General features: G+C 52.9%; 16 protein-coding genes and 1 riboswitch. Of the genes, 15 read left to right on the forward strand and 1 reads right to left on the reverse strand.

What is annotated here, in order from left to right; genetic code table 11:
- Window positions 1-22 precede the first annotated feature (22 nt).
- Window positions 23-1,531: a cardiolipin synthase gene (gene cls / locus ACAN56_RS22170; RefSeq protein ID WP_038597465.1), complete on the forward strand. Its 1,509-nt coding sequence runs from the start codon at window positions 23-25 to the stop codon at window positions 1,529-1,531.
- Window positions 1,532-1,641: 110 nt separating this feature from the next.
- Here the strand turns inward: cls and ACAN56_RS22175 are convergent, their stop codons facing one another.
- The gene (locus ACAN56_RS22175) at window positions 1,642-3,174 is read right to left on the reverse strand and encodes a phospholipase D family protein (protein WP_379145772.1); all 1,533 of its coding nucleotides are present in this window, start codon (window positions 3,172-3,174) and stop codon (window positions 1,642-1,644) included.
- Window positions 3,175-3,432: 258 nt separating this feature from the next.
- On the opposite strand from ACAN56_RS22175, the gene fni reads away from it, so the two are divergent.
- From fni to glyA, 14 genes are all read left to right on the forward strand, one after another.
- Complete coding sequence (gene fni / locus ACAN56_RS22180) at window positions 3,433-4,563, forward strand: type 2 isopentenyl-diphosphate Delta-isomerase (protein ID WP_379145792.1); 1,131 nt, start codon at window positions 3,433-3,435, stop codon at window positions 4,561-4,563.
- A gap of 40 nt (window positions 4,564-4,603) precedes the next feature.
- Complete coding sequence (locus ACAN56_RS22185; RefSeq protein ID WP_038597459.1) at window positions 4,604-5,074, forward strand: GNAT family N-acetyltransferase; 471 nt, start codon at window positions 4,604-4,606, stop codon at window positions 5,072-5,074.
- A 149-nt stretch (window positions 5,075-5,223) separates the two neighbouring features.
- Complete coding sequence (locus ACAN56_RS22190) at window positions 5,224-6,564, forward strand: S41 family peptidase (protein ID WP_379145773.1); 1,341 nt, start codon at window positions 5,224-5,226, stop codon at window positions 6,562-6,564.
- A 145-nt stretch (window positions 6,565-6,709) separates the two neighbouring features.
- A complete protein-coding gene (gene ychF / locus ACAN56_RS22195; RefSeq protein WP_038597457.1) occupies window positions 6,710-7,810 on the forward strand; it encodes a redox-regulated ATPase YchF in 1,101 nt (366 codons plus the stop codon).
- Between the two features lie 352 nt (window positions 7,811-8,162).
- Window positions 8,163-9,230, forward strand: coding sequence for a peptide chain release factor 1 (gene prfA / locus ACAN56_RS22200; protein ID WP_076109669.1), 1,068 nt, complete (start codon window positions 8,163-8,165; stop codon window positions 9,228-9,230).
- A 25-nt stretch (window positions 9,231-9,255) separates the two neighbouring features.
- The gene (locus ACAN56_RS22205; RefSeq protein WP_379145793.1) at window positions 9,256-10,275 is read left to right on the forward strand and encodes a N5-glutamine methyltransferase family protein; all 1,020 of its coding nucleotides are present in this window, start codon (window positions 9,256-9,258) and stop codon (window positions 10,273-10,275) included.
- A 129-nt stretch (window positions 10,276-10,404) separates the two neighbouring features.
- Window positions 10,405-11,589, forward strand: coding sequence for an FtsW/RodA/SpoVE family cell cycle protein (locus tag ACAN56_RS22210; RefSeq protein ID WP_038597451.1), 1,185 nt, complete (start codon window positions 10,405-10,407; stop codon window positions 11,587-11,589).
- 233 nt (window positions 11,590-11,822) lie between these two features.
- Window positions 11,823-13,034 (forward strand): FtsW/RodA/SpoVE family cell cycle protein, encoded by a 1,212-nt coding sequence (locus tag ACAN56_RS22215; protein ID WP_379145774.1) that lies wholly within the window; start codon window positions 11,823-11,825, stop codon window positions 13,032-13,034.
- 317 nt (window positions 13,035-13,351) lie between these two features.
- Window positions 13,352-14,101 carry a stage II sporulation protein R gene (gene spoIIR / locus ACAN56_RS22220; RefSeq protein ID WP_379145776.1) on the forward strand — a complete coding sequence of 250 codons (750 nt, stop codon included), beginning with the start codon at window positions 13,352-13,354 and terminating at the stop codon, window positions 14,099-14,101.
- Window positions 14,102-14,231: 130 nt separating this feature from the next.
- Window positions 14,232-15,509 (forward strand): L-threonylcarbamoyladenylate synthase, encoded by a 1,278-nt coding sequence (locus ACAN56_RS22225; RefSeq protein ID WP_379145777.1) that lies wholly within the window; start codon window positions 14,232-14,234, stop codon window positions 15,507-15,509.
- A 217-nt stretch (window positions 15,510-15,726) separates the two neighbouring features.
- Window positions 15,727-16,299 (forward strand): manganese efflux pump MntP, encoded by a 573-nt coding sequence (locus tag ACAN56_RS22230; protein ID WP_038597443.1) that lies wholly within the window; start codon window positions 15,727-15,729, stop codon window positions 16,297-16,299.
- Window positions 16,300-16,351: 52 nt separating this feature from the next.
- Window positions 16,352-16,939, forward strand: a complete 588-nt coding sequence (locus ACAN56_RS22235; protein ID WP_038597440.1) for a low molecular weight protein arginine phosphatase — start codon at window positions 16,352-16,354, stop codon at window positions 16,937-16,939.
- Window positions 16,940-16,989: 50 nt separating this feature from the next.
- A riboswitch (ZMP/ZTP riboswitch) is annotated at window positions 16,990-17,072 on the forward strand.
- Window positions 17,073-17,243: 171 nt separating this feature from the next.
- Window positions 17,244-17,897 carry a TIGR01440 family protein gene (locus ACAN56_RS22240; RefSeq protein WP_081966020.1) on the forward strand — a complete coding sequence of 218 codons (654 nt, stop codon included), beginning with the start codon at window positions 17,244-17,246 and terminating at the stop codon, window positions 17,895-17,897.
- Window positions 17,898-17,984: 87 nt separating this feature from the next.
- The gene (glyA, locus tag ACAN56_RS22245) at window positions 17,985-19,235 is read left to right on the forward strand and encodes a serine hydroxymethyltransferase (RefSeq protein WP_038597437.1); all 1,251 of its coding nucleotides are present in this window, start codon (window positions 17,985-17,987) and stop codon (window positions 19,233-19,235) included.
- The last annotated feature ends 345 nt before the right edge of the window (window positions 19,236-19,580 follow it).

The raw sequence follows: 19,580 nt of genomic DNA on the forward strand, positions 1-19,580 counted from the left end.
AGAAAGAGAAGGTAGGTTGCATATGAGAAGAGGATTGCAGGCGATAATCATTATCGGGGCTTTGCTGGCATTTTATTATTTTGGTTTTGGTTTACTTGGAAGTACCGCCGGTACGATCATCAGTATTTTCTCCACGTTGACCGTCATCTCGATCGGGCTAGGGATTTTTATGGAGAATCGCAACCCCTCCACAACGATGGCCTGGATTCTGCTGCTTGCGCTGATTCCGGTAGTGGGACTCGTCTTTTATTTCCTGTTCGGACAAAATGTGTTCAAACGGCGTAAATATGATAAGAAGGCCCAGCGGGACCTCATGGCTTATGAACGGATTGAAAATGATGCCCTGCGCATGCACCAGGACTGGTCGGTCTTTGATCCTGCCCACCAGAAGCTGCTGGGATTATCACAAAGGCTCGCTCGGACGCCGGTTTCTTTTAATTCAGAAACGCGGATTCTTACCAATGGGGAAGAAACCTTCGGCACCCTGCTGCTGGAGCTGCGGCAGGCTCAGCATCATATTCATATGGAATATTATATTTTTCGGGCCGACCATATCGGCACCCGTATTCAGCAGATTCTGATCGAGAAGGCCCGTGCGGGGGTTACGGTCAGATTTATGTACGACGCCGTAGGAAGTATTCAGCTTTCCAAAGCGTTTCTTAAGGAATTAAGCGATGCAGGAGTACAGGTTGCCTCATACGGCAATTCCACCTCTTTTTTCTCCAGCAGGGTTAATTACCGGAATCACCGCAAAATTGTTGTCATAGACGGCGATGTCGGATTTATGGGCGGGCTTAATGTTGGTGATGAATACTTAAGCCGCAGCAAGACGTACGGCTTCTGGCGCGATACCCACATGCTGCTTAGAGGTGAGGCAGTACGTACGATGCAGATTATCTTCCTGCAGGACTGGATGCATACAACGGGTGAGAAAATACTGGAGCAGGACTATCTCTCGCCACAGCTGCGGTTCACAGCCGGGGATGGAGCTGTGCAGATTATTGCCAGCGGACCGGATAACGAACGGCGTGCGCTGAAGAATATCTTTTTCTCCATGATTACCTCCGCCGAGAAATCGGTCTGGATTGCCAGCCCGTACTTTATTCCGGATGAGGATATCTTGACCGCACTGCGTGTAGCGGCAATGTCCGGACTTGATGTGCGGCTGCTGTTCCCCGCCAAACCGGATAAATGGCTGCCGTTTCTGGCGTCGCATTCCTACTTCCCGGCCTTGCTGGAATCGGGTGTGAAGATCTACGAATACGAGAAGGGCTTCATTCACTCCAAGCTGCTGATTACCGATGGCGAGATAGCCACAATTGGTACTGCAAACATGGACATGCGCAGCTTTCACTTGAACTTCGAGGTCAATGCGCTGCTGCTGCAGACAGAGAGCGTCTCCCGGATCGTTGCTGATTTTGAACGGGATCTGCTGTCTACCCGCCAGATTGTGCATGAGACCTTCATGAATAAACGTCTCCTTGAGCGGATGCTGGAATCTGCAGCCCGGCTGATGTCGCCGCTGCTCTGAGTACGGAATGATCACGGACAAGTAAAAAAAACGCCGGAAGAAGCTGAGTGCAGCTTTCCGGCGTTTTTTTGAAAATATAAGAAACAGGAACTGCTTGATGTTTCTGTAGATCAGAATGTTGTCAGACCCAAGCGGGTCTGCATACGGTAAATAATATATTTGAGCCAGGTCACCTCGCTTTGGTAATCCTCCAAGGGCAGGCTGTATTCCGCCCCCTCGTTGTTCCAAAGTGTGTTGAAGTAGCTCTCCATCTCCGCATAGAGCGGCTGATCCTGCGGCACGGATACCCAGAGATTATTCTCCAGATTGTAGTCGTCCAGGTTGCGGGCCGTGAAGTTGGTGGAGCCGCCCAGGACGATTGAGTTGCCGGTCGCTTTGGCAATGAACAAGAGTTTGGTATGATACTGCTCCTTGCCCGTATTGTACCAGCGGATGGCAATGTTGCCATCCGAACGCCGGTTCAGTTCCCAGGCCACCGGACGGTTCGGGATGCCGATTTTATCACGGCCGAAGGCGTTTTGGTTCGGGTCCAGCAGGAGGCGCACCTCTGCGCCGCGTGCGGATGCTTCCTGCAGTGCATCAATAATGGTGTCGTCGGCAAGATAGAACATGCCCATCCAGAGGATGTCGCCCTTCTGGGCCGCACGGATTCCTTCAAGGGCGTATTTGTTTACCTTGCCCTCGGTTAAATATCGTACCTCCAGCGGACCGCCTGCAGCAGTTTCTCTCCCCGTGAGTATGGGGTCTTTGCCAAGCAGCGGACCTGCTCCGGACAGGTCTGCTGCGGCCTGCTCAGTCTTCAGGATATCAGCGATAACGGGACCGCTTACCTCCAGTGCGATATTGGAATGATAAGCACTGGCATCATGGACATTGCCGGAGGATACCAGAGCTGTATTCTCGCTGACTACAACTTTTCGGTGATTGGCCTTTACATTCAGCAGCTTCATATATGAGCGGGCTGTGATATCAGGCCCTCCGCTGGCCATAAGATTAGGAATCCAGCCTGTACCGGTCTGCCCAAACCACTGGATAAAGGTCCGCCATACGGCAGAGTAGGCAGGAGTGGAGTCGCGCAGCGCGTCTACATCAGTCAGAATGACTTTGATTCCCGCGGCTTTCATCTCTTCCAGCAGAGGATTGGGGGCAGAGCCGTAATTAGTGTTGACCTCATCGGTGATAAAGACAACATCCATAGCGGGGTACGCTATTTTCTGCGCGATAAGCTTATCGGAAAGCTCCCGGCTGACCGCAGGAAACTGCTGATCCTTATGGGTATACCCATTGAACAGAAATAAGTCAACGACCAGAAACTCCCGCGACTCTTCGATAATTTGCAGCATCCTCGGCAGGATCTGCTCTTCCCGGTGCTGCGACCCGTTGTCGCCCTGGTAAGTCAAATCATGCCAAAAGTGCACATTTTGAACCTTGTACACCGGGCTTTCAGAAGAAAGGCCCGGAGGCAACGGTTTATGGGTCTGGTAAATCATTACACCGGCTAACCATAACACTAGCACAGCAGCAAGCAGCCATAAGCGGCGGCGTGGGAAGAGGCGTTTTTTTGCAGCAAAGGATGAGTCCAGTTCCATATTATAAGTAGATTGAAGGGTTCCGGGCATAATGGGATGTTTGCGTCGATTCATGGGTTAATCCTCCTGAGTGTGCCGCAGTGTCAAGCCAGTTCTTGTAGCCTGCGTTGGCATTGTAACAACCTATTAACGCCCGTGGGGGAGAAGTGAAGCAGCAGCTGCGAAATCGACCAATCTATAGTTTGGCTGAACCTCTGATACCTTATGCCATTGTCCTGACGTGATACAAGGGAGCCCCCTTTCTGTAAATTGCTCTGCGGCGATGCTATAATGAAGCATGCTATGGAAATGGAGGGAGTCAGGATGAATCATATGCCGCAGGATGAAGGGCACCGGCAAGTAAAGGAATGTTTCAGCCCGGAGCCTGGCGGAGATCCGCAGACTGCAGACAGTGCAGGGCATACATCTCTGCTGCCTTCATCCACAACGGGTGAGCGCAAAATTGAGCATGTACGCCTCTGCCTGAACGAGGAGGTCGGCGGCACCGGGATAACGAGCGGGTTCGAGCATTACCGGTTCCGGCATAATGCGCTTCCGGAGCTGAACTTTGACGATATCGCGCTGCGTACGACCTTCTTGGGGAGGGAGCTGCGCACACCGCTGCTGATCAGCTCCATGACCGGCGGGAGCAAGGCTACCGGGGCAATCAATGCCCGGCTGGCGGAAGCAGCCGAGCGCCGGGGGTGGGCGCTTGGTGTAGGTTCGGTGCGTGCGGCTGTGGAACGCTCCGAGCTGGCCGAGACCTTTCATGTGCGCAGCATGGCCCCGGGAATTCCGGTCATTGCCAATATTGGCGCTGTGCAGCTAAGCTATGGCTTTGGCGTGGAAGAATGCCGCCGGGCGGTGGAGATTGCCGGCGCCGACTGGCTGGTGCTGCACTTGAACGGGCTGCAGGAGGTGTTTCAGCCGGAAGGCAACACGGGTTTTGCTGCACTGCTTCAAGAGATCGAGAAGGTATGCCGGACGCTTGAGGTGCCGGTAGGCGTGAAAGAAGTCGGCTGGGGCATCGACGGCGAGACAGCGGTCAGGCTGTACAATGCCGGAGCGGCTTTTATCGATGTGGCCGGTGCAGGCGGCACCTCCTGGAGCCAGGTCGAGAAGTTCCGCAGCAGCGATCCGGTGCGGCGCGCGGCAGCGGAGGCCTTTGCCGACTGGGGAATTCCTACCGCCGAATGCATTGCCGAGGTGCGGGCGGCTTCACCGCAGGGCGCGCTTATCGGCAGCGGCGGGCTGAGGCATGGAGTAGATGCGGCGAAGGCGCTGGCGCTTGGCGCTGATCTGGCCGGCTTCGGCCGGAATCTGCTGGGCCCGGCAGTACAGTCTGAGGAAGCGCTGGACCATGCGCTGGCACAGGTGGAGCTGGAGCTAAGGACGGCGATGTTCGGTATTGGCGCGCCGGATCTTGCAGCTCTGCGCGGTAACCCGCGCCTGATACGCAAGTAGGGGCGAGCGAAGATTATGGAGTAAGGAAGGATTACAAATCATGATTAAATTAGTCCAAATGGACGAAATTGCTTTTCAATTTTTCTGGAGTCAATCGACCCGTGATTATGCGGAGGATAAGATCAAAGCGGGGGCATGGGATGCCGAGACTGCGCTCAGGCAGTCTCAGGAAGAGATGGTGCGTTTCCTGCCCAAAGGACTTCACACCGACGGGGCCTACCTGTATTCTGTTATGGAAACAGAAAGTAATACTCAGGCCGGTTATATCTGGTTTAATGTAACGGAAGCACGCACGGGACGGGAAGCTTTCATCTATGATATTTATATTTTTGAGCCGTATCAGGGCAAAGGTTATGGCAAACAGGCCCTGCTTGCGCTTGATGAGTCCGCCCGGGAGTTGGGTGTTTCCAAAATCGGCCTGCATGTCTTCGGACAGAACAACCGCGCTTTCGAGTTGTACAAAAAGATGGGCTACCTCGTTACGGACATCACCATGTCCAAAACGCTTTAAGAAGCCCGGCTCATCGCAGCACACAGAGACCTCGTAAAGGGGTCTTTTTGGCGTTCTCCAGAACGCTTTGGATTAGAAAAATGTGACTTATCTGATTTAATTCGGATGAAAAGGAAAATATGATTGTCTTTATTAAGGAGAGATAAACTATGCAAAAGACAATTCATTCTAACAGAGCAACGGTATGTTCAAGCCTTATTCTCTTATTGGCCTTGACCGGCTGTAATGGCGGGAATTCGGGCAATCCGGATGGTGCTGCCGCGTATCCTGATTCAGGATCCGGTTCCGGGACCGCTGCGGCAGAGGTTGCGGCTGCACCTTCTGCAGTTCCGGCAACCGCACTTTCGGCCGAATCCACCTTGACCAGGGAGCAGAAGCATGAGGATTTTGAATACATGTACAAGATTCTGCAGGAAAACTATCCGTTTTTTGAAGTGAACAAGCGGGCAAATGGTGTAGATTGGCTGGCGGACAAAGATAAGTATTTGGAGAAAGTTGAAGAAACTCCGACGGACCTTCAGTTCTATGGGGCATTAAATGAAATCCTCGCGGATTTGCACAATGGACATACCTATATGCTGGAAAGAGAAATGTACCAGTATTACCGGCAGATCTTTGATGGCAATCCTGTCTATAAACCATGGAGCGATATCTTGGAGCAGAAACAGGTAAAGGATCGTTACGGAGCTGTCGAAGCTGCGGCCACACCTGGGGAGAGCAGCCGTGGAAGTCAGGCTGAACTCACACAATCCTTAAACCTTCTCCACCGAATCCTTGAACCCGGGAAATCGGCTTATTTGCAGGTGGAAAGTTTCGGGACGGAATACACAGAACAGGATGGGCCGGCCATTGCGGATTTTTTAAGCGAGATCAAGGACTATCCAACGCTTATCCTCGACATACGGGGCAACGGTGGTGGAGATCAGTGGTACTGGATGAGCAATATTGTAGCAAAGCTTACGGATAAAAAACTCCCGTATAAAGAATATTTGCTCTTCAGAGGCGGGGATTACGAGCAGCCGTTTCTGGCAAGCAGAGGGTTTGGGGAGGTGCCCGTTAAGGGACTGGAGCAGGAAAAGCTGCCGAAGCTTCCACCTGAAGCTATGACGGATTTCAAATCTTATTTTGTGAATACCTATGATATTACTCCCGACCCGGTAGGGTTTAAAGGCGAGATCTATTTGCTCGTTGACAGGAATGTTTACTCCTCATCGGAGAGCTTTGCGACCTTTGCCAAAAGCACGGGGTTTGCTACCCTGGTGGGCGAGAAAACGGGCGGGGACGGGATCGGGGCCACACCGCTTATCGCTGCTCTGCCTAATAGCGGATTTGTGCTCAACTTTCCGGTGGTGCTCGGTCTGACTGCAGATGGATCCGCTAATGATGAATTCAAGACCATGCCCGATGCTGTTGTGAATGCCGAAAAAAACAGAGAATGGCACAAAGACGAAGCGATCCAGAAGGCACTGGAGCTGGCTGCTTCCAAGTAAAAAGCCTGCCGCCTCCGCCCTTTATCTGACACATCCCCCGGACATCCGCTGTTGCTGGAGATTTTTTTCTAATATATAATGGTTTAGATCAAGTCAGTAATTATGCGGGCGATCAATACAACCGAAAATAGGAGTTGTCATATAAATGGCTTTGAAAGCTGGAATTGTTGGACTTCCAAACGTTGGTAAATCCACTTTATTTAATGCAATTACGCAAGCGGGAGCAGAATCCGCTAACTATCCTTTCTGTACAATTGACCCTAACGTCGGTGTTGTAGAAGTGCCGGATGAACGTCTGGATAAGCTGACCGAGCTGGTGCAGCCGAACAAGACAGTTCCGACTGCTTTTGAATTTGTGGATATTGCCGGACTTGTGCGCGGTGCGAGTAAAGGCGAAGGTCTTGGCAACAAGTTTCTGGCCCACATCCGTGAAGTGGATGCCATTGTTCATGTCGTACGCTGCTTTGTGGATGAGAATGTAACGCATGTAGACGGCAAAGTGAACCCGATCAGCGATATCCAGACGATTAACCTGGAGCTGATTCTGGCAGATCTGGAAAGCCTTGAGAAACGGATTGAGCGGTCCCGCAAAAATATCAAGGGCGGCGACAAGAAATATGCTCAGGAAGTTGAACTGCTGGAACGGATCAAGGAAGCCTTGTACGAAGATAAACCAGCACGCAGTGTAGAATTGTCCGATGATGAGCTCCTGATCGTGCGCGATCTGCATCTGTTGACCTTGAAGCCGGTGCTGTATGCGGCGAATGTGGGCGAAGATGAAGTGTCCAGTGCCGACAATAACCCGTATGTCCAACAGGTCCGTGAGTTTGCCGCTGCCGAGAATGCAGAGGTTGTGCCTATCAGCGCCAAAGTGGAAGCGGAAATTGCCGAGCTGGAAGGTGAAGACAAGGCGATGTTCCTTGAAGAGCTGGGCCTGCAGGAATCCGGCCTGAACCGCCTGATCAAAGCAGCCTACAAGCTGCTGGGATTGTATACGTATTTCACAGCCGGCGTGCAAGAGGTTCGTGCCTGGACCATCCGCCGCGGAACAAAAGCACCTGGCGCAGCCGGTGTCATTCATACCGACTTCGAGCGCGGTTTCATCCGGGCGGAAGTTGTAGCGTATGCTGATCTGGTAGCCGCAGGTTCGATGAACGGTGCCAAGGAACGCGGACAGCTGCGTCTGGAAGGTAAGGAATATCTGGTACAGGACGGCGATGTCATGCATTTCCGTTTCAACGTATAACACGTATAAACAGTCTTTGCTTTGCGTTTTAACGTCAAGAAGGGGAGCCATTTCGGGGTGAATGTTCACCTTCGGATGGCTCCTTTTTATAAAAAATAGAAGTGTTTATATGCTTCAAGCTATAAATTATCCTTCTATTTCTCGCTGGAACGGCAGAATAACCTCACCGCAGGTTCTGCATAATAAGGTGCGGAAGCTCCGTGTTAAAAAATCCCTCAAATCTATACGGGGCACTGTAGCCAATTGGCATAATCGGTGGTATAATATAAAGTCGTATATCTATTTTTATTGTATCTAATAATGTAAACATTATTTATTGAATATGAAATTGAATCAGGAGAGGTGAATTCCCTTGTTGGACCGATTGCAATCCCTGGCGGACCGCTATGAGAAACTCAGTGAACTGCTTTGTGACCCGGATGTTGCAAACGACAGTAAGAAACTGAGGGACTATTCCAAAGAACAATCTGATTTGCAGCCTGCTTTTGAGGCTTATACCGAATATAAGAATGTAATGGAAGAGCTGGAAGCGGCAAAGATGATGCAGGCTGAGAAGCTCGATGATGAAATGAAGGAAATGGTCAAGATGGAAATCGACGACCTGTCCTCACGCCAGACCGTGCTGGAGGAGAAGATCCGCCTTCTGCTGCTGCCTAAAGATCCTAATGATGAGAAGAACGTAATTGTGGAAATCCGCGGCGCTGCCGGCGGAGACGAAGCGGCTCTGTTTGCCTCTGATCTCTACCGCATGTATACCCGTTATGCAGACGCACAAGGCTGGCGCGTAGAGCTGATGGATGTGAATACAAATGACCTGGGCGGCTTCAAGGAGGTCATCTTCCTTATTAACGGCCGTGGTGCCTACAGCAAAATGAAATTCGAAAGCGGAGCACACCGTGTGCAGCGTATTCCTACGACGGAATCAGGGGGACGTATCCATACGTCTACTTCTACCGTTGCAGTTATGCCTGAAGCTGAAGAATTTGAGATCGAGATTCATGATAAAGACATCCGTGTCGACACCTTCTGCTCCAGTGGTGCGGGCGGACAGTCCGTTAATACTACCAAGTCTGCCGTACGCGTAACCCATGTGCCTACTGGCATCGTGGCTACCTGTCAGGATGGTAAATCGCAGAACTCCAATAAGGAAAAAGCGCTGCAAGTGTTGCGTGCCCGGATCTCAGATCTGAAACGCCAGGAAGAGGAAGCTAAATATTCCGGCGAGCGGAAGAGCAAGGTCGGCACAGGTGACCGCAGTGAGCGTATCCGTACGTACAACTTCCCGCAGAGCCGGGTTACCGATCACCGGATCGGACTTACGCTGCACCGTCTGGAACAAGTAATGAACGGAGATATTACCGAGATTATCTCAGCACTGTCTATTGCGGAACAAGCGGAATTGATGGAAAAAGGAGAATAATGCTTTGAAACACGACTCTTATGTCATGCCTTACGTGCAAAGCATCCGGGAAGCCTTTGCGGAGGCTTCTTCTTTTTTGGCCGGACATGGATGCGTTGAGCCGCAGCGCAGTGCGCAGCTTCTGCTGGAGCATGTGCTGGGCCTGACCGGGGCGGCGTATTATATGGCGCTGGCTGATCCTTTTCCGGCAGCGGTGAAGGATGCCTGGGAAGCCGGAATTACCCGCCGCGCGGCGGGGGAACCGGTGCAGTATATTATTGGCGAGCAGGAATTTTACGGACGGGCCTTTGAGGTGACGCCCGATGTGCTGATCCCCCGGCCGGAGACGGAGCTGCTCGTCGAAGCCATCCTGCGTTACGCTGCGGAGCTGTGGCCGGACGGGATGGTGAATGCAGGAGCGGGAGAAACGCGGGAAGCTGCTGACAGCTCCGTGCATGCAGGCGGTGCAGCCGGAGCTGAAGCGGCTGCACCCAGCACAGAGGCAGGCGGCAAAGAAGCCAGCCCCGGCAGCGGCGCAGGGGACGCTCGCGCCGCCCGTCCGCTGACCGCCGTCGATATCGGCGCCGGCAGCGGAGCGATCTCCGTCACGCTGGCGGCGGAAGCGCCGGCGTGGGTGGTCTGCGCCGGCGATATCTCGCCGGGCGCACTGGCGGTGGCCGCGCGCAACGCGGTGCGGCACGGCGCGGCGGTGGACCTGCGGCTCGGCGATCTGCTCGAGCCGTTTGCGGGGATGGAGACGGATATTCTCGTCTCCAACCCGCCGTATATTCCCGGCGGCGACATCGCCGGGCTGCAGCGCGAAGTGCGCGACCATGAGCCGCGCACCGCGCTGGATGGCGGCGATGACGGGCTTGACCCTTACCGCCGCATGATGGAGCAGCTGCCGCTGCTCCCGGCCCCGCCGCGGCTGGTCGGTTTTGAGCTCGGCCAAGGCCAGGCCGGGCAGGTGGCCGCGCTGCTTGAGGCGGCGGGCCACTGGAACGAGATCGTGACCGTTGACGATCTCGCCGGAATTCCGCGCCATGTGCTGGGCATCGCACGATAGGAAGCAGGAAAGTTAAGTGTTAGAAGATGGAATTTTATTTTTGCTGCCCCTTCCTTTACAATAGATTTTGACGGAACTTCCCTGCAGGCATGAATCTGGAAGAACCAGTACAGAGTAAGGAGACAGAATATGCTTCAGAAGATTAAAAAGATTGACGGCGTCATCGTAATGATTCTAGTGCTGTTGATGGTCGTCAGCATTTTTTCCATATACAGCGTCACGCATGGAAGGGAAAAACTGGACGGTGCACATCTCCGGATGATCAAATTTTATGTGCTCGGCATTATTGCTTTTGTCGGACTGACGTTTGTGGATTACCGGATACTCGTTAAATACGCTTTGTATATTTATATTACAGGGATCGGAATTCTGGTTCTGGTCAGCTTTGTGGGCGCAGAGCAGAATGGCGCCCAGGGCTGGATTAAGTTCGGAGGATTCAGTCTACAGCCCGCGGAGCTGTTCAAACTGATCCTGATTCTTTTTCTAGCAGCCGTGCTTGTCCGCAAGAACAGAAACAAACTCCGCTTCTGGAGTGATGTCGTACCATTGGGCCTGCTTACTTTGCTGCCGTTTATGATCGTCATCAGCCAGAATGACCTGGGTAACGCGCTCTCTTATCTTGTGATTCTGGTGGGGCTGCTATGGATCGGCAATATCAAATTCTCACATGCGCTTATTGGACTGCTCGTAATAGCCAGCGCTGCTACCGCAGGGATTATGAGCTATATTCACTATCACGATGAGATTAAAGGGTTCCTTGACGATATTGGGCGTTCACACTGGATTGAACGGTTTGATCCTTGGCTTGTGCCCGATAAAGCAACGGCCAAAGCGAGTTATCATACCAAAAACGCCAAATTGGCAATTGCCTCGGGCGGTATGAGCGGCGAAGGGTATATGAAGGGGACTTCCGTACAGACGGACCGTGTGCCGTACACCTATTCCGACTCTATCTTTGTCGCGATTGCCGAGGAATTCGGCTTTGTCGGCTCGGCGCTGCTGCTGCTGCTTTATTTTATTCTGATTCACCGGATGATCCTGATTGCGCTGGAGTGCAAAGACCGGGGCGGGCCTTTCCTGATTGTAGGGATTGTCGCAATGATGCTGTATCAAATCTTCGAGAATATCGGGGCTTTTATTGGTTTAATGCCGCTTACCGGTATCACATTGCCGTTCGTCAGCTACGGAGGGACCTCGCTTATGATTAATATGGCCAGTATTGGCCTCGTTATGAGCGTGCGGCTGCATGGACAGGATGTTGAGGAGGATTTGCCGACATCTACTTTATACCCTCCCCCTGCCAAGCAGGGATAGTTTCAATGCTAAATAACAAACCGCTGGAGAACATCTATGCAGATGAACTCCGGCGGTTTTTTTCTATGATTAGCTTTGAAATGGGAGCGTGAGTGATCAGGAAGATTATGGGCCTAAACTATAAAATTGTATCCAAGCTGTAAAATGTTTTACAATGGTAATAAGTGGCTGCTATACTGTGTGGTTGTGTTGTACATAAGTCCAAAATCCGGATAACTTAAGGAGTTCGTCCTATGCTGCAAAGGCTCAAAAAAATTGACGGCGTCATCATTGTTATTCTGCTCTTGCTGATGTGTATCAGTATCTTTTCTATATATAGTGTCACCCAGGGAAGAGAAGGCATGGGCGGAATGCATATTCGAATGATCAAATATTATGGGGTGGGTTTTGTTGGCTTTGCCGTGCTGATGATATTTGATTACCGCCTGCTCGTTAAATATGCGCTGTTTATTTATATTATAGGCATTGGAATCCTGCTGATGGTCAGCTTCTTTGGCAAGGTGAAGAACGGGGGCCAGGGGTGGATCGGAGTCGGTGAATTAAGCTTTCAGCCGGCCGAGCTGTTCAAGCTGATTCTGATTATTTTTCTGGCTGCCGTGTTGGTACGCAAAAATAAAAATCAGCTGCAGTTCTGGCGGGATGTCGTGCCGCTCAGTCTGATCGCACTGGTCCCCTTTCTTCTCGTCATCAGCCAGAACGACCTTGGCAATGCGCTGAGCTATCTCATAATTCTGTTAGGCGTCCTGTGGATTGGCCATATTAAATTTTCACATGCCCTGATTGGGCTGCTTATTATCGGAGGCTCGGCGACCGGTTTTATTTTGACCTATATTAACTATCATGATCAAGCAGTAGTTTTTATTAAAGAAACCCTGGGGCGCGATCATTTTATCAGACGCTTCGATCCTTGGCTCGTTCCCGATGTGGCTAGCAAGGATGCGAGTTATCAGACCCGGAATGCCAAGATTGCCATTGCTTCCGGAGGGATGAACGGAGAGGGGTACCTTGAGGGAAGCTCCGTGCAGAACAATATGGTGCCTTATTTGTATTCGGAATCGATTTTTGTGCAGATCGCGGAGGAATTTGGATTTGTTGGATCGGCTGTACTGCTGCTGCTCTATTTTATCCTGATTCACCGGTTGATTCTGATAGCCCTTGTCAGCAGGGACCGGGCAGGGCCGTTTCTCATCGTAGGGATTGTAGCCATGCTGCTGTATCAGATTCTGGAGAATATCGGGGCTTATATCGGTTTAATGCCGCTGACGGGAATTACCCTGCCCTTCATCAGCTATGGAGGAACCTCGATTCTGATTAATATGGCCAGCATGGGCATTGCCATGAGTGTGCTTTTATACGGACAGGATATGGAAGAGGATCTGCCGATGCTTGCCGCTCCCTCAGCCCCTGCCGGCAAATTAAGCAGCATGATTCCATTCGTGAAATAGCGGGTATCGAACTGCTATATAGATTGAATTAAAGATTTCCCCATTGAGGCGAGGACGTATCTACGGTGAATATTTGGACTTCCGGCCGCTGTTGTCCCCGGATTTCTTGATTTAACCTATGCGGTTGAAATCCGGAGACAAAGGCGGTCGCTGACGCTCCTACAGTTCCAAATTTCCCCTCCGCTACTTTTGCCCTTTTGGGTAGTTATTAAGTTCACTCTATATAATTATAAATTAATAGATTGCTAGGTTTGCAGCCTCTCTTCCCCGGGCATACTAGGGACATAAGAGATTCATAGGGAGAGGGGCTGCTGGAGATGGATGTCAATAAACCGGGAATACAGGATTCCTTGCGCGTAACCGTTAAGTATACTGCCATTTTAGTTTGTTTTTTTATGATCCTGATGATGGCCTGGGAAGGGCAAAAAAGTGATGCGGCGATAGCGGAGGTTACCATTCCTCAGGATTCGATCCGTTTGCGCATTCTGGCGAATTCGGATATGACGGGCGATCAGCTGGTCAAACGCCAGATCCGGGACTCCATTGTTGAACAAATGAACCAGTGGGTAGCGGAACTGGAAGATCCCCAGAGCCTGGAGCAGGCGCGGACATTGATCCGGGGCCATCTGCCGGAACTGAATGCGCTTGTCGCGGACGAACTGGAAAAGCGGGGGATTGAGTACACCTATAAGGTGGAACTGGGTGTGGTTCCTTTCCCGACCAAAATGTACGGTGGTACGGTGTATCCGGCCGGGGAATATGAAGCGGTACGGGTTACGCTCGGTGCAGGGAAAGGGCAGAACTGGTGGTGCGTACTGTTTCCGCCGTTATGCTTCATTGATGCAGGCTCGGGAGATGCGGCTGCCTCCTCCAAAGGAGCAAAGACCGTTTCCGCTGCGGGAGCTGAGGATGGAGCCAAGGTGAAGGCTACAGAAGCGGGTAAGGTGACAACCGTTTCGGCTGAGAATGGCAATGGGGATGAACAAGCTTCGGCCCCAAAAGTGCGGTTCTTTATCTGGGAGCTGCTGCACAATCTCTGGAGCTGGATCAGCGGATTATGGTCTTGAGCAGATATTAGTCTTTCTGGCTCGTGGTTGCGAGATATGTTACGATATAGGATGAACTTGAGCGGATTTGCTGCGGCCCCACCTGGTGGGGCCGTTTTTGAGATTTAAAGAGATGATAAGGTGATGAAAAATGACAGAGCAGAAAGATTACCCGTTCGCGGCCCAGCGCCGGAGCGGAAACATAAAGAATACGATTTACTGGGAACTGGATTCCGTAAAGGAAACTGGAAATCACCCGGCTGCGGCTCCGGTGCTGCGGAGTGAGGCGGATGAGCGGGCGATCACGGCGGCTGCAGCCATGCTGCGCGAAGGCGGCACGGTCGCATTTCCGACCGAAACGGTGTACGGGCTTGGCGCGGATGCCCGGAATACCTCTGCAGTAGAGGCGGTTTTTGCGGCCAAAGGACGCCCTTCCGACAATCCTCTTATCGTGCATATTGCGCAGCGGGCGGATCTGGATGGCCTTGTGACGGAAGTGCATCCGGTGGGCGCGGCATTGATCGACGCATTTTGGCCCGGTCCGCTGACGCTCGTACTCCCGGTTCGGCCCGGCGTGTTGTCTCCGCTGGTGACGGCCGGGCTTGATACGGTCGGCGTGCGTATGCCTGACCACCCGCTTGCGCTCGCGCTGCTGAGCGCAGCCGGCTGCCCGGTTGCCGCGCCCAGCGCCAACCGTTCCGGGCGGCCAAGTCCGACACTGGCCGCCCATGTGATGGAAGACCTCGCCGGTTACATCGGCGGGGTTCTGGACGGCGGTGCCGCCGGGGTCGGCCTGGAGTCGACCGTCGTGCAGGTGCAGCCGGACGGGACGGTCGCTGTGCTCCGTCCCGGCGGCATTACCGCCGAGCAGCTGGCGGCGGTTGCGGGTGCCGGGGCTGTGGACACCGCCCCGGCTGCTGCCGTGGACTTTGCCGGCACTGCAGCCGGCCCGTCCACGGCCCGGGCCGAAGCGGACGCCGGTACCGGCTCCGCCTCCGGCCAGCCTGCCGGCGCGGCGCAGGCCGCCGGTAACAGCAGCCCGGCGCCGCGCGCGCCGGGCATGAAGTACACGCACTACGCCCCGCGCGGCTGGCTGGGCGTAGTGCGCGGCGTTTCCCCGCAGCGCGTGGCGGAAACCGCCGCAGATCTGCTGCAGGCGGCGCAGCGGAACGGCGAAGTGACGGGCCTGCTCCTCTTCGAGGAGCACCGGGCCCTGTATCCCGCCGTTTCGGCCGCCTGCGTCGTCTCCCTCGGCTCGCTGGACTCGCCGGAGGAAGGGGCGCGCTCCCTGTATGCCGCGTTGCGGCGCTTCGATGAAGCGGGAGCGACCTACATCCTGGCCGAGGCTTGCCCGGAGGCCGGTCTCGGCGCAGCCATCATGAACCGGCTGATGAAAGCAGCCGGTGGATCCGTGATCGACGCCGGATAATTTCCGGCTCCGCTCACACAGTGCCCTGCGTTGAAGTCCCGCAGGGGCACCCCGGTCCGGTGCAATGCCGGTCGAGTCCCTCCCGGCCGCCTGATTTTTAACCGGAATCCTTTCACCTAGCGGCTTTCCCGCCTCCGGCCTCTCCCGCTCAGTCATGATTGCCGTCTTGTCCGCATATCGTTGTTGTACAAGACTATCGGACTTTGGGGGTATAGGCATGGGCATAGCAGGGGAATATGCTGGCTGGGGCCAGCTTGTAACGATTGCCATTATGGCAATCGCACTCGGGATGGACGCATTTTCGCTCGGTGTAGGAATCGGGATGAAAGGCATCCGTCTTTTGCATGTGCTGCATCTCAGCCTGCTTATTGCTTTTTTTCATGTGCTGATGCCGCTGCTTGGCTTGTTTACCGGCAGCTATGTGGGACATCTGCTTGGCCAGGTAACAACTTTCGCAGCCGGGGGGTTGTTAATTCTGCTCGGCGGACATATGGTGTTCAACTCTTTCCGGGCCGGTCATGTTGGAACGCGGTCTATGGATCACCAGACCTTCTGGGGCATGCTGCTTATCTCACTGAGTGTAAGCGTGGACTCTTTTTCTGTCGGGGTATCGCTTGGCATGTTTGTGAATAGCATAGTTTTAACTGTTCTGGCTTTTGGCGCCTGCGGGGGACTCATGGCGATTACCGGTCTGCTGCTGGGCAGGCGGGTCAGCCGTGGACTGGGCGATTACGGGGAGGCGCTGGGCGGAGCGATCCTGCTGGCGTTTGGATTGCTGTTCATCTTCTGATACAATAACGGCAAAAGAAATTTATTTTATATTTTATTTGGAGGTGGAAAGCATGCTGCATATTTTATTCGTCTGCACCGGGAATACATGCCGCAGTCCTATGGCTGAAGGGCTTCTGCGGAAACTTGCGAAGGAACGCGGAATCGAGCTGGAAGTGCGGTCTGCAGGCGTATCCGCCATTTCCGGCACTTCCATATCCAGACACGCTGGAGCAATCTTGCGGGAAGAGGGCATTAATGATCAGATTATCTCCTCACAGCTGAACGCAGAGATGGTGTCCTGGGCGGATCTGGTGCTGACCCTGACAGGCGGGCATAAACGGCATTTGCTGCAATATTTTCCTAGCGCGGTTACGAAGACGTATACCTTGAAAGAATATGTCCATGATGAAGAGGCGGTTAATAGTGATATTCAGGAGCTGGACAGCTTGTATGCAGATGCGGAACTAAGCATAGCATTGGGCGGTGAGCCGAAGGCGACCGATTTGCAGCGGATAATCGAGATCCGCCAGCGTATTCCAAGCTTTGATATTACCGACCCTTATGGCGGTTCCCGTGAGGATTATGAGCTGGCAGCGGCGGAAATCCGTACCGCTCTTTACAATCTGCTCGATAAATTGGAATCCTTACGCCATTTGTAAAGAAGGTTGATTTTTCGCAGCCTTTCCTTTAAGATGAAATAAATATTATCCGGTTCCGGTGTAACTGGCGACAAATGTGGATCAAACCACGATGGAGCACTGGAATAAACGGCCGGTCGCCTGGGCAAAAGAGCACATCCGCAGCTTCCTGCGGACTGCTCTTTTTTGTTTAAAATATATGTAAGATTAAGCTGCGCTCCATCTTTCAGCGTTCATTCCCTGCTGTGGCGCAGCGGTACCTCTGCAGTAAAAACACGGTTTTGGCTTGAAATGAGTTGCAGTCAACGTTGAGGAGGCAGAAGTGATGGATGAAGTCATGAAGCAGGACTCTTGGGAAGAACGCGCTCCCGGCAGGCCAGCCGGGGAAGGGGTGGAACCGGCGGGGACTGAGCTTTCCTTGGCTGCTGCCACCGCAGCAGTCGTAGGCGAACTGGCGGAAGCCGGCAAGCTGGGGCCGGGAAAAATCCTGGTCGTCGGAGTCAGTACAAGCGAAGTAGCCGGCGTCCGGATTGGAACCGGCGGGGCGCTTGAAGTGGCAGAGCAACTGCTGCAGGGTGTTCGCCAGGTTGCTGATAAACGGGGGTTTCATCCCGTATACCAATGCTGTGAGCATTTGAACCGTTCGCTTGTCATGGAGCGTTCTTTGCTGGAGTCGCTCGGACTGAGGGAGGTTTCGGCGGTGCCGATACCGGGAGCCGGCGGTTCAATGGCTGCCGCGGCGTACCGCTCGATGTCCGACCCTGTTTTGGCTGAAACGGTGGAAGCCCATGCCGGGATTGACATCGGTGAGACGCTGATCGGCATGCATCTGCGCCGGGTAGCGGTTCCGTTTCGCCCGAGTTTGCGCTATATCGGTTCGGCCAGAGTCAATGCGGCCTGGAGCAGACCGCCTCTTATCGGCGGCGAACGTGCGGTATACCGTACACCGGAAACCAGTGGTGCACAGCTCTGCGATTAAGCAGGGCAGCAGCTTTTAGGCAATACATTAACAATCAGGGATTAAATAAGTACAACATAAACTAAAGCACTAGGGAGGAAATTAAAAATTATGGAACAATTGCGTAAGAGTGACCCTGCAGTACTGGAAGCCATGGGACTGGAACTAAGCCGTCAGCGTGCCAACATTGAGCTTATCGCTTCGGAAAATATCGTCAGTGAAGCAGTAATGGAGGCCATGGGCTCCGTACTGACGAATAAATACGCCGAAGGTTATCCTGGCAAACGTTACTATGGCGGTTGTGAAGATGTAGATATCGTGGAGAATCTGGCCCGCGACCGTGCCAAACAGCTGTTTGGCGCCGAACATGTCAATGTGCAGCCGCATTCCGGCGCTCAAGCTAATATGGCGGTTTATCTTGCCGCGCTGAATCCTGGCGATACTGTACTGGGGATGAACCTGGCGCATGGCGGCCATTTGACACACGGCAGTCCTGTGAATGCCTCCGGCTTGCTTTATAACTTTGTTGCTTATGGTGTGCAGGAAGACACGTTCCTGATCGATTATGATGAAGTGCGCAAAGCCGCCTTCAAACACCGTCCTAAATTGATTGTAGCCGGTGCAAGTGCGTATCCGCGGACGATTGATTTTGCAGCACTCGGTTCCATTGCGAATGACGTAGGTGCACTGTTCATGGTCGATATGGCTCATATCGCCGGGCTGGTTGCTGCGGGTGTTCATCCGAGTCCGGTTCCGCATGCCCACTTCGTTACTACAACAACGCACAAAACCTTGCGTGGTCCGCGCGGAGGCATGATTCTCTGCAGACAGCCATGGGCCGCAGCCATTGATAAAGCTGTATTCCCTGGTTCCCAAGGCGGACCGCTGATGCATGTGATTGCCTCCAAAGCGGTTTCCTTCGGCGAAGCATTGCAGCCATCCTTCAAGACCTATGCCGAGAATGTGGTGAAGAACGCTAAAGTACTTGCGGAGACGCTGATCGGAGAAGGAGTTAACATCGTTTCCGGCGGTACGGACAACCATCTGATGCTGCTGGATACCCGCAATCTGAGCATTACCGGAAAAGATGCGGAGAAAGTACTGGATTCCATCGGTATTACCGTGAACAAAAATGCAATCCCGTTTGATCCTACCAGCCCATTTGTAACCAGCGGCATCCGGATCGGAACACCTGCGGTTACTTCGCGCGGCATGGACGAGCAGGCTATGGTAACAATCGGCCGCATTATCGCAAACGTGCTGAAGAATCCGAAGGATGAAGCTAAATTGACTGAAGCGGCCCGTGAGGTCGCCCAGCTTACGGATCAATACCCGATTTATCCGGGTCTCCAGTACTAAATATCCACTTTGCGGCCAGACTATTCCGAGCTTAAAATCTTTCGCCTCCGTTGCGCCGGTATCCCGGCTGCTTCGGGGGTTTTTTTGGAAGATAACATAAAGAAGCGAAATCTTCATGTGACATAATGTTCACATATTAGAATTGAAAACAGACTGATGTTGTCATGAAATATTCATGAAAGTTCATGGAGTTTTCATTAAAATAAGTGAAAAAAATGTGAATAGTATTAAATGCAGCAAATAGAACAAACTAAAGCGCACTCTATTTCCAAAGTACTCCGTATTTTCCTGACTGTACTGGAAAGAATAGCTTGCCTTTGTTTATGCTTCCATGAAAAGGGCTCA

The sequence above is a fragment of the Paenibacillus paludis genome (genome assembly GCF_042610515.1).
Taxonomy (GTDB): Bacteria; Bacillota; Bacilli; order Paenibacillales; family Paenibacillaceae; genus Paenibacillus_AQ.

Bases quoted from the DNA above. Each gene is read 5' to 3' on its own strand.
- ACAN56_RS22175 (WP_379145772.1), bottom strand. From the start codon at position 3,174: ATGAATCGACGCAAACATCCCATTATGCCCGGAACCCTTCAATCTACT.
- ACAN56_RS22190 (WP_379145773.1), top strand. From the start codon at position 5,224: ATGCAAAAGACAATTCATTCTAACAGAGCAACGGTATGTTCAAGCCTT.
- ACAN56_RS22205 (WP_379145793.1), top strand. From the start codon at position 9,256: ATGCCTTACGTGCAAAGCATCCGGGAAGCCTTTGCGGAGGCTTCTTCT.
- ACAN56_RS22210 (WP_038597451.1), top strand. From the start codon at position 10,405: ATGCTTCAGAAGATTAAAAAGATTGACGGCGTCATCGTAATGATTCTA.
- ACAN56_RS22215 (WP_379145774.1), top strand. From the start codon at position 11,823: ATGCTGCAAAGGCTCAAAAAAATTGACGGCGTCATCATTGTTATTCTG.
- fni (WP_379145792.1), top strand. From the start codon at position 3,433: ATGCCGCAGGATGAAGGGCACCGGCAAGTAAAGGAATGTTTCAGCCCG.
- ACAN56_RS22230 (WP_038597443.1), top strand. From the start codon at position 15,727: ATGGGCATAGCAGGGGAATATGCTGGCTGGGGCCAGCTTGTAACGATT.
- ACAN56_RS22235 (WP_038597440.1), top strand. From the start codon at position 16,352: ATGCTGCATATTTTATTCGTCTGCACCGGGAATACATGCCGCAGTCCT.
- cls (WP_038597465.1), top strand. From the start codon at position 23: ATGAGAAGAGGATTGCAGGCGATAATCATTATCGGGGCTTTGCTGGCA.
- spoIIR (WP_379145776.1), top strand. From the start codon at position 13,352: ATGGATGTCAATAAACCGGGAATACAGGATTCCTTGCGCGTAACCGTT.
- ACAN56_RS22240 (WP_081966020.1), top strand. From the start codon at position 17,244: ATGGATGAAGTCATGAAGCAGGACTCTTGGGAAGAACGCGCTCCCGGC.
- ychF (WP_038597457.1), top strand. From the start codon at position 6,710: ATGGCTTTGAAAGCTGGAATTGTTGGACTTCCAAACGTTGGTAAATCC.
- ACAN56_RS22225 (WP_379145777.1), top strand. From the start codon at position 14,232: ATGACAGAGCAGAAAGATTACCCGTTCGCGGCCCAGCGCCGGAGCGGA.
- ACAN56_RS22185 (WP_038597459.1), top strand. From the start codon at position 4,604: ATGATTAAATTAGTCCAAATGGACGAAATTGCTTTTCAATTTTTCTGG.